Genomic DNA, 10,198 nt, shown 5'->3' with positions numbered 1-10,198 from the left:
GTTCGGCGGCTTCGCTTCTTCCCGAGAGGCAAAGAGCGCCTCAAGGTCAGAAGCTCCATCCACCTCACATTCTGAGCGAGCCACTTTCGCTTTTTGTTGGAATCCAGCTACAGTGGCTAGAATGTTCGGCGGCTTCGCTTCTTCCCGAGAGGCAAAGAGCGCCTCAAGGTCAGAAGCTCCATCCACCTCACATTCTGAGCGAGCCACTTTCGCTTTTTAATGGAATCCAGCTACAGTGGCTAGAATCTATTGGCCATTTCACTCCCTCGAACGAAGCAAAAAACGCTTCTCTCTCGGGAGTTCCAATGTCCAAAGATTCTGAGCGAGCCACTTTCGCTTTTTATTAACATTTGTTACAATAGTAAAAATAGAGGAGGGACGTTATATGCCAAAGGGTTCAGGTAAGGTTATTGCACAAAATAAAAAAGCATTTCATGATTATTTCATTGAAGAAACATACGAGGCAGGGCTTGTCCTTCAAGGAACGGAAATTAAGTCGATTCGCGCTGGACGCGTGAACTTGAAAGATGCGTTTGCACGTGTACATAATGGTGAAGTATGGGTACATAATATGCATATTAGTACGTACGAGCAAGGGAATCGTTTCAACCATGATCCGCTTCGTACGAGAAAGTTACTTCTTCATAAAAAAGAGATTGAAAAGTTAACGGGTGCTTCAAAAGAAACAGGCTATGCATTAGTTCCAGTTAGAATTTATTTGAAAAATGGATTCGCGAAAATGGCACTTGGTTTAGCAAAAGGTAAAAAGCAATATGATAAGCGTAACGATTTAAAAGAAAAAGAAGCAAAACGTGAAATTGCACGCGCGTTCCGTGATCGTCAAAAGATGTAATACAGATATTTACATTTGTAAAACGACGCGCGTATGTTATAATAACTTATGTAAGATTGTTGCACATTGAAAAACAGCTCTTAGTAGCTATCACGATATTTCTTCGTATGCTCCATTTTTATCATGGGGACGTTACGGATTCGACAGGGATAGTTCGAGCTTAGGTTGCGAGTCGAGGGGATCGGCCTCGTTAAAACGTCAAAGCCTATAATTGGCAAACAAAACAATCTTTCTTTAGCTGCTTAATTGCACTAAAGGTTCCTCCCTCCATCGTCCATGTGGTAGGGTAAGGGACTCAAACTAAGTGGACTACGCCGGAGTTCGCCGTCTGAGGGCGAAGGAAGAGAACAATCAGACTAGCAACTTGGAAGCCTGTCGATAGGCCGAAGAGTTCGCGAAATGCTAATATATCGACTACACTCGTAGAAGCTTAAGTGCCGATATTTTTGGACGTGGGTTCGACTCCCACCGTCTCCACCAATACATATTTGGTGGTTTTTTTATTTTGTGTGATTTGAACCATAACTTTGCCATTTTGGCAAGGTTATGGTTCTTTTTGTTTGTGGCAAACTTATGCTTCCAGGATTTGAAGAATATTTTTAATGTCGCTTTTAAATAAAGTCACGATGTTTATAAAAAAGACGCGATGTTTTCTCCCTTTGGATCTGTTTATCTAAAGGGGTGTTTTTATAGTGAAAAGAAGATTTGAACTGAAAGACGGATTAAGGAACTGTTGAGTAGCAATAAAGTTACTCAACTAAAGGGCCATTTTGTGGAATAACACTTAATAAGAAAATTAGATATTTCTGTTAAAGAATATAGAGAATATTATGAAGAAACGTACTTAAGCTAAGTGGCAGGTTAGTTGAAGAAGGAATTTCTCTAAACTTGGAAGAATTTATATTCAAAAATATGTTAAGGAGCTTGTGAATTATATGGAATCCATTAGCAAAAGCGAAGTGAAGCTACGAGATATCACAGAGGAAGATCTTCCTATCTTTTTCGAACAACAACTAGATTCAACGGCGAACTATATGGCTGCCTTTACAGCTAAAGATCCCACTGATAAGGACGCATTTTTTGACCATTGGAAAAAAATTATCGCTGACGAGACTATCACAATTAAGACTATATTATTCAATGGCATTGTCACTGGACACGTCTCGAACTTTGAACAGTTCTGCGAACCCGAAGTAAGCTACTGGATTGGGAAGGAATACTGGGGTCATGGTATTGCAACTAAAGCGTTGTCGGAGTTTCTGGAGTATATTAAGGTACGCCCGCTCTATGCTCGTGCCGCTAAAGATAACCTCGCCTCCATTAGGGTATTGGAAAAATGCAGGTTTAAAATCATCTCTGAAGATAAGGGTTTTTCCAACGCAAGAGGCAAGGATGTTGAAGAATTTATTTTGAAGCTCGAATCTTATGATAGGTAATTTAATACCGTAATACTATTGGAGCGGTTCTTGACTAAGAAACCTTCTGTTGTTTAACCAACGGGTGCTTTTCTTCAATAAGGTTTGAATAATGATCTTTAGTAATCGGACGCGATTGTTGAGCAAACACAGATAGAAAAATGATTAAACTTTTTATAAAAAATTATTCACTAGCAACAAATAACCCAAGCATTTTGATCAAACTTTTTTCAAAATGTTTGGGTTTCTTCTGTTGAAAAATCAATTTTTGTAGCATGCTTTTAATCAAACTTTATTACAAACCAACAGTATTCACGGCAAGCTTATGGGTTAATAATTAATCCGCGGCAAAGATATGCTTCCTTTAGCGGCAACTTTATGGGTAAAGTCACAAAAAGAACCATAACTTTGCCAGGTTGGCGAGGTTATGGTTCTAAAATTAGAATGTATTTAATTCTTCGGTTCTTTCAATTCCATTCTCAATGCATCTTGTGTGTGTTATCCCCTAACGATCACAATTTTATCTAAAATAAACAATAACAAAATCACTTCTACACAAGTATTTATAAGTAGAAAAATAGAAAGAATACCGTTTTTTCATTTTGTGGTTTTATAAAATGCTTAAGTTGAGGACGGTACCCTTGAAACAGAAACTGAGGGAATAGTTATTGATAATAAGCAGCTAGATAATATAGTTGCTCTTAATGATTAAATAATATGTATTTAAATCTTCATATATTTTGTGTTTTTATCCATATCTATTGTAAGATTATATAGAGTTCTCCTAATAAGCTGTTATAATGGCTTTTTTTAGGGATTTAATATTTATAAATCTTAAATTATTTTTTGGAGATAACTTTTTATCCAACTAAGTTATATTGAAGTAGAGGTGAACCATCGGTGAAGCAGGTGTTAGTAATTAAGAATGAACGGTCTTTTGCAAAGAAAATAGTAAGCGGTCTAACGCAAGAGGGCTATTTCATTTTAAAACTTCACAATGAAAACCAAGGTTTAAATATAGTATATGAACAAGATTGGGATATTATCATATTGGATTGGGATTCATTAAGTATATCGGGGCCAGAAATTTGTAGACAAATACGACTTGTTAAAACGACACCGATCATTATTGTGACCGACAATATTTCTAGTAAGGATTGCATAGCAGGGCTACAAGCAGGAGCAGATGATTATATTAGAAAACCATTTGTGAAAGAAGAATTAGTAGCGAGGGTTCAAGCTATTTTAAGGAGAAGTGACTGTATCCAGCAAAATGAGACAAACTTTTTTCAGTTTAAAGATCTCTTTGTTGATGCATCTAGCAATATTGTGAAAAAAGGTGGTAAAAATCTCACGCTTACGAAGCGCGAGTACGATTTACTTGTATTTTTAATCAAGAATAAAAACACAATATTGAGCCGTGAAATGCTTTTGAACCAGGTTTGGGGATATAACGTAGTAGTCAATCCCAATGTAGTGGATTTATATATTGGGTATGTAAGAAAAAAATTAAAGTGCGAGAAGAGAGATAGATATATTCAAACGATACATGGCAGGGGCTATTCAATGATTGAATGATAAAATAAGATAATAGGTAAAGTACAGTTTTTTCTATTAAACCTGATAATCAAATAGTTTCTGTGAAATATTAAAAGACGGAAACTATAAAAAGAAGATTGCTACCAGGCAATGGATTATGAAAAAATTAGCTATTCATGGGCATTTTTTTTGCAGTAGAAATCATGGTTTATAAGGTGCTAATCTATCAGTTAGTACGTGTGGGGGATGGATCTGGTGGAGACTGTATCTAATTTGTTTTTAATTTTGTTAACTCACACCATTCACAAGATTTTCACAGAATTAATGACTATACTAATTAACAGGATGTTCAAATGAAAATGATTATCAATATTGATTTAGGTGAATAGCAGTTATTATCTAATTCAATCTATGGACGTTATCATTTTCGAACTAAATTACATAATAAGGAGTATACGTATGAAAAAAACTATGCTTTTAAAATTAGTAAGTATTCTAGCAATTTTCACTTTAATGTTAGTAGCTTGCTCAGATTCAGGTAAGGAAACTTCGAAAGCTAATAAAGGTGATAGTAGTGATAAGCCAAAAACGGTTGAAATCACTGATGCTCATGGAACTGTTAAAGTCCCTGTAAATCCAAAGAATGTAGTTGCTTTAGATAATAGAACTTTTGAAACTCTAGCTGATTGGGGAATTAAATTAGCGGCTGCTCCAAAGGATATCATGCCTGCGGATTCAGCATATAAAAAAGATGATTCAGTTAAAAATATCGGGAATCACCGCGAACCAAATCTTGAAATTATTGCAGCGGCAAACCCTGAACTTGTAATCGTTGGTCAAAGATTTGCTGATCATTACGAAGAAATCAAAAAATTAGTGCCAAATGCAGCTGTTATTGATCTTAATTTTGATGTTTCTGAGAAGGCTACTAAGCCTGGAGAAAACTTAGTAAAAGGACTTAAAGATTCTACAACTACTTTAGGAAAAATCTTTGCTAAAGATAAAGAAGCTAAACAATTAGTAGCTGATTTTGATAAATCTATTGAAAAAGCAAAATCTGCTTATAACGGAAAAGATAAAGTTATGAGTGTTATCGTTACTGGTGGGAATATTGGTTTTGCTGCTCCACATTCTGGTCGTGTTTGGGGACCAATGTATGAAATTTTCGGTTGGACTCCAGCATTAGAAGTGTCTAATTCTACTGCAGGTCATAAAGGTGATGACGTTTCTGTTGAAGCTATTGCACAAACAAATCCTGATTGGCTTTTCGTATTAGATCGTGATGCTGCAACATCTGATGCAGCTAAGTCAGCTCCTGCTAAGGATGTTATTTCTAAATCACCAGCTCTTCAAAACACAACTGCTGTTTCTAAACAACAAGTTGTTTATGCACCAGAAGATACTTACACAAATGAATCAATTCAGACTTATGTAGAGTTATTTGGGAATATTGCAAAAACTTTAGCTAAGTAGTGTAAAGGGGTACGAAACAGTGTCAAAAAATATGATTTCTAGGGTTGAGAATATTTCTCAACCCCAGTTTTATAATCACAATAAAATATGGACAAAACCTTTTATAATAGCGGTTATAGTTGTTATGATTTTAGGGATTATATCACTGTTTACTGGGGTTTATGATATTCGTGGACAAGAGGACGGAATGGAGATGTTTTTCATTACTCGTGTTCCGAGAACAGTTGCATTAATGCTTACTGGAGCTGCAATGGCGATGGCAGGACTCGTAATGCAACTCATTACACAGAATCGCTTTGTTGAACCTACTACAACGGGAACGATTGAATGGTCAGGCTTAGGCCTGCTTTTTGTGTATTTATTATTTCCTGCCCCGACTTTAGTTCAAAGAATGACTGGTGCAATCATTTTTTCTTTTATAGGAACTATGATTTTCTTTTTATTTTTAAGAAGAGTTAAACTTCGTTCTTCTTTAATTGTCCCGATTATTGGATTGATGCTTGGAGCAGTTATTTCTGCAGTGTCTACTTTTATGGGACTTCTTTTTCAAATGACGCAAAGTATTGAAACTTGGTTCGTAGGTTCATTTGCTAACATTCAGGTAGGAAGATATGAATATTTATGGCTAATTGTTATCGTTACTTTGCTTATTTTTATGTATGCTAATAGATTGACTTTAGCTGGACTAGGAGAAGATGTCGCAACAAGCCTTGGCGTTAATTACAATAGAATTGTTCTTTTTGGGACTGGCCTTATCTCTGTTGCAGTTGGAATTGTTGCAGCTGTTATTGGACACTTACCTTTCTTGGGATTAATTGTGCCAAATATTGTTTCCATGTTTAGAGGTGATGATCTTAGAAGTAATTTACCTTGGGTTTGTGTGATTGGAATGGGGACAATAACTGCCTGTGACATCATTTCTCGAACAATTATAAAGCCTTTTGAAGTCCCTGTTTCTTTAATACTTGCAACAGTGGGAGCGGTCGTGTTTATTACTATTCTATTGAGACGAAGAAAACCAAGGAGGCTGCGATGATCACATTAGAATATAAAAATAAGGAAAATGTCGAAATCGATTCTAGCCTTCATAATGCAAGTAGATCAGCTAGTGCTTTTCGTTCTAAGAAGGAAGCAAGACGTTATTGGATTTTACTCATAACATTGATTGCTTTAGGTCTCCTTTCTTCATATGGACTTTTAGTTTATAACAATCCAGTTCCGATAGATTCACCTTCTTTTATCCCAGTTGTTAAGAGAAGGATAGTAGCTATTGTTGCAATGATTATTGCTGCAGTTTGCCATAGCTTATCGACAGTTGCTTTCCAATCCATTACGAATAATAAGATTATTACTCCTTCACTTTTAGGTTTCGAATCACTTTATTCAGCAATTCAAACGAGTACAATATTCTTCTTTGGTGCTAGTGCATTAATAAACTTTAATGGAATTGGATCATTTTTATTTCAAGTTGTTGTGATGGTCTTCATGAGTTTGATACTTTATGGATGGTTACTTTCCGGTAAATACGGGAATTTACAACTTATGCTTTTAGTTGGAATTATTATTGGTACCGGGCTAAATTCTGTGTCAACTTTCATGAGAAAACTACTTGCGCCTTCAGAATTTGATATTTTACAAGCGAGATTATTTGGTTCTGTTAACCATGCAGACCCTGCATATTTTCCTATTGTAATTCCTATGATCATAATTGTAGCAGTATTAATTTTTACTCATTCTAAGAAGTTGAATGTTTTGTCATTAGGAAAGGATGTTGCTACTTCTTTTGGGGTTAAATATCAACCTAGTGTAATTTATACGCTTGTGTTAGTTGCTATTTTGATGTCTATCTCAACAGCTCTAATTGGGCCACTTACTTTCTACGGCTTTTTAGTAGCAACTTTGAGTTATCAGGCGGCGTCAACTTATGATCATAGATATATTTTCCCAATGGCGTTTGCTATAGGATTTTTAATAATGACGAGTGCATACTTTTTAATGTATCATGTATTCCATGCTCAAGGTGTAGTTTCAGTTATTATTGAATTATTTGGTGGAATCATATTCTTAACTATTGTTTTAAGGAAGAGGGCTTTATGATAAAAATTGATAATGTTAAAAAGTTCTATACTGATAAGGTAAAAATAGGACCTTTGGATATTGAAATACCAAAAGCAGGCTTTACTTCTTTAATTGGACCAAATGGCGCTGGAAAGTCTACGACACTTTTGATGATTGGAAGACTTTTGGATATGGATGAAGGTCAAATTCAAGTAGCGAATATGGATGTTTCTGAATCTAAATCAAAAGACTTAGCAAAAATCCTGACTATATTGCGACAAGAAAATCATTTTGTAACGAGGCTTACTGTTAGACAATTAGTTGGATTTGGGCGCTTTCCTTATTCAAAGGGAAGATTAACTAAAGATGATGAAGTTATCATTTCTAAATATATCGATTTCTTAGATTTAACTAGTTTAGAGAATAGATATTTAGATGAGCTTTCTGGTGGTCAAAGACAAAGGGCATATGTAGCGATGGTATTGTGCCAAGAGACGGAATATGTACTTTTAGACGAGCCTCTGAACAACCTTGATGTTGCTCGTTCTGTTCAAATGATGGAGCATTTAAGACGTGCAGCTAATGAATTCGGAAGAACCATTTTGACTGTTATGCATGACATAAATTTTGCAGCTAAATACTCTGATAAAATTTGTGCTATGAAAGATGGACAAATTGCTGCTTTTGGAACAGTAGAAGAGGTTATGGACCCAACACTTTTGACAGATATTTTTGAAACAAAAATAGAAATTATTAATGGTCCTTATGGGCCAATTGCTGTTTATTAGTTACAAAATGATTATGCAAAAAAGCTGCTGTCTATATTTTATAGGTAGCAGCTTTTTTTATGCGATTGCCGATGATAGCTCTGTCCCACAGGTATTTCATTACTTCCGGCCCTGCGACGCTTCCAACAATAAACTTGTAAATTACTCATAAAATGCAAAGGAATGCTTCAATTTTTCAAGTATCTACCAAACGGAAAATTTATCTCTGTATAACTTTTTATAAGGATTCAGCTTGGTTCTTAGTATGTAATATTGCATATAAGAGTGTATTGATAAAAGTGTAAGGGGTCACTATAATGGGGGCATAAAGATTAATCACATTTTCGCAGCAATAAAAAAGGAGGAAATAATATGGAAATCGCAATGGCAGTTTTAAAATTTTTAGGTGGAGTAATTCCTTTAGTTCAAGAATTTTTAAAAGCGTTTATGTAAGGTTATTAGCTAGCTATCATATATCAATCATTATTATATCTTACTAAAAAAGAACGGGGTGATTTTTCTGAATATTAAGAAAAACACTAAAAGAAGAAAGTTCCTTGCATGTTTATTAGTTAGTCTATGCACTATTAATTATTCATCTATTTCCTTCGCAGAAACACAAGTAGGTAATGCAACTGATGTAATCAAAAATGCTAGTGGCATTGATACTGGTATAGCAAATCTTAAATATAATAATCAAGAGGTTTTAGCTGTAAATGGTGATAAGGTAGAGAGTTTTGTTCCGAAAGAAAGTATCAATTCAAATGGTAAATTTGTAGTAGTGGAACGCGAGAAAAAATCACTTACAACTTCACCAGTCGATATTTCGATTATTGATTCTGTGGTGAATCGTACGTATCCAGGAGCGGTACAACTTGCAAATAAAGCTTTTGCAGACAATCAACCGAGTTTATTAGTGGCTAAGAGAAAGCCTTTGAATATTAGTATAGACTTACCTGGCATGAGAAAAGAAAATACAATTACTGTCCAAAATCCGACATATGGTAATGTGGCTGGAGCAGTAGATGATTTAGTATCTACTTGGAATGAAAAGTATTCTAAAACACATACGTTACCTGCAAGAATGCAGTATACAGAATCTATGGTTTATAGTAAATCACAAATCGCAAGTGCCCTTAACGTTAACGCTAAATATCTCGATAACAGTCTAAACATCGATTTTAATGCGGTTGCAAATGGAGAGAAGAAAGTGATGGTAGCGGCATATAAGCAAATATTTTATACCGTAAGTGCTGAACTACCTAACAATCCATCCGATCTTTTTGATAATAGTGTTACTTTTGGTGAGTTAACTCGTAAAGGTGTAAGTAATTCGGCTCCACCTGTTATGGTTTCAAATGTAGCTTATGGTAGAACTGTTTATGTAAAATTAGAAACAACATCTAAGAGTAAAGATGTACAAGCTGCTTTTAAAGCCTTACTTAAGAATAACAGCGTCGAAACGAGTGGACAGTATAAAGATATTTTTGAAGAAAGTACCTTTACTGCTGTCGTATTAGGCGGAGATGCGAAAGAGCATAACAAGGTTGTTACAAAAGATTTCAATGAAATCCGAAATATCATTAAAGATAATGCTGAATTAAGTTTTAAAAATCCAGCATACCCAATTTCATATACAAGCACTTTCTTAAAAGATAATGCAACTGCTGCTGTTCATAACAATACAGATTATATTGAGACGACAACTACAGAATATTCAAGTGCTAAAATGATACTTGATCATTACGGTGCTTACGTTGCTCAATTTGATGTATCTTGGGATGAATTCACATTTGATCAAAATGGGAAAGAAGTACTAACACATAAAACATGGGATGGTAGCGGTAGAGACAAAACAGCTCATTACTCTACAGTTATCCCTCTTCCACCAAATTCAAAAAATATAAAAATCGTAGCTAGAGAATGTACTGGTCTTGCATGGGAATGGTGGAGAACAATTATTAATGAACAAAATGTTCCATTAACAAATGAAATAAAAGTTTCAATTGGAGGAACAACATTATACCCAACGGCTAGTATTAGTCATTAGGTATAAAAAAGCGCCCTGTAATCAGGGCGCTTTTTTACTTAGT

The 10,198-nt window shown here is 35.1% G+C and carries 9 protein-coding genes and 1 other RNA gene; 9 read left to right on the top strand and 1 reads right to left on the bottom strand.

Annotated features, from left to right (window positions below; translation table 11 throughout):
• A partial coding sequence (locus ABH961_RS29230) for a hypothetical protein (RefSeq protein ID WP_404520601.1) occupies positions 1-207 on the bottom strand: 207 nt, incomplete at its 3' end.
• Between the two features lie 178 nt (positions 208-385).
• On the opposite strand from ABH961_RS29230, the gene smpB reads away from it, so the two are divergent.
• The 9 genes from smpB to alo all read left to right on the top strand — a co-directional run bounded on the left by smpB (position 386) and on the right by alo (position 10,155).
• A complete protein-coding gene (gene smpB, locus ABH961_RS29225) occupies positions 386-853 on the top strand; it encodes an SsrA-binding protein (protein WP_001123908.1) in 468 nt (155 codons plus the stop codon).
• Between the two features lie 125 nt (positions 854-978).
• Positions 979-1,333, top strand: a transfer-messenger RNA (tmRNA) gene (gene ssrA, locus ABH961_RS29220).
• A 455-nt stretch (positions 1,334-1,788) separates the two neighbouring features.
• Positions 1,789-2,289 carry a GNAT family N-acetyltransferase gene (locus ABH961_RS29215; protein ID WP_002184681.1) on the top strand — a complete coding sequence of 167 codons (501 nt, stop codon included), beginning with the start codon at positions 1,789-1,791 and terminating at the stop codon, positions 2,287-2,289.
• An 879-nt stretch (positions 2,290-3,168) separates the two neighbouring features.
• A complete protein-coding gene (locus ABH961_RS29210) occupies positions 3,169-3,846 on the top strand; it encodes a response regulator transcription factor (RefSeq protein ID WP_002034688.1) in 678 nt (225 codons plus the stop codon).
• 420 nt (positions 3,847-4,266) lie between these two features.
• Complete coding sequence (locus ABH961_RS29205) at positions 4,267-5,280, top strand: siderophore ABC transporter substrate-binding protein (RefSeq protein ID WP_098078552.1); 1,014 nt, start codon at positions 4,267-4,269, stop codon at positions 5,278-5,280.
• A 19-nt stretch (positions 5,281-5,299) separates the two neighbouring features.
• A complete protein-coding gene (locus ABH961_RS29200; RefSeq protein ID WP_098078549.1) occupies positions 5,300-6,316 on the top strand; it encodes an ABC transporter permease in 1,017 nt (338 codons plus the stop codon).
• On the top strand, positions 6,313-7,377 hold the full coding sequence (locus ABH961_RS29195) for an iron chelate uptake ABC transporter family permease subunit (protein ID WP_098078546.1): 1,065 nt from the start codon (positions 6,313-6,315) through the stop codon (positions 7,375-7,377). Before ABH961_RS29200 ends, ABH961_RS29195 begins: the two co-directional genes overlap by 4 nt.
• Positions 7,374-8,126, top strand: a complete 753-nt coding sequence (locus ABH961_RS29190) for an iron ABC transporter ATP-binding protein (RefSeq protein ID WP_098078543.1) — start codon at positions 7,374-7,376, stop codon at positions 8,124-8,126. Before ABH961_RS29195 ends, ABH961_RS29190 begins: the two co-directional genes overlap by 4 nt.
• Before the next feature lie 490 nt (positions 8,127-8,616).
• On the top strand, positions 8,617-10,155 hold the full coding sequence (alo, locus tag ABH961_RS29185) for an anthrolysin O/cereolysin O family cholesterol-dependent cytolysin Alo (protein WP_098078541.1): 1,539 nt from the start codon (positions 8,617-8,619) through the stop codon (positions 10,153-10,155).
• The last annotated feature ends 43 nt before the right edge of the window (positions 10,156-10,198 follow it).

Source organism: Bacillus sp. RC251, assembly GCF_044908765.1.
Classification (GTDB): domain Bacteria; phylum Bacillota; class Bacilli; order Bacillales; family Bacillaceae_G; genus Bacillus_A; species Bacillus_A wiedmannii.
The sequence above is the reverse complement of the archived record's forward strand: the minus strand, read 5'-3'. Positions and strand labels throughout refer to the sequence as shown.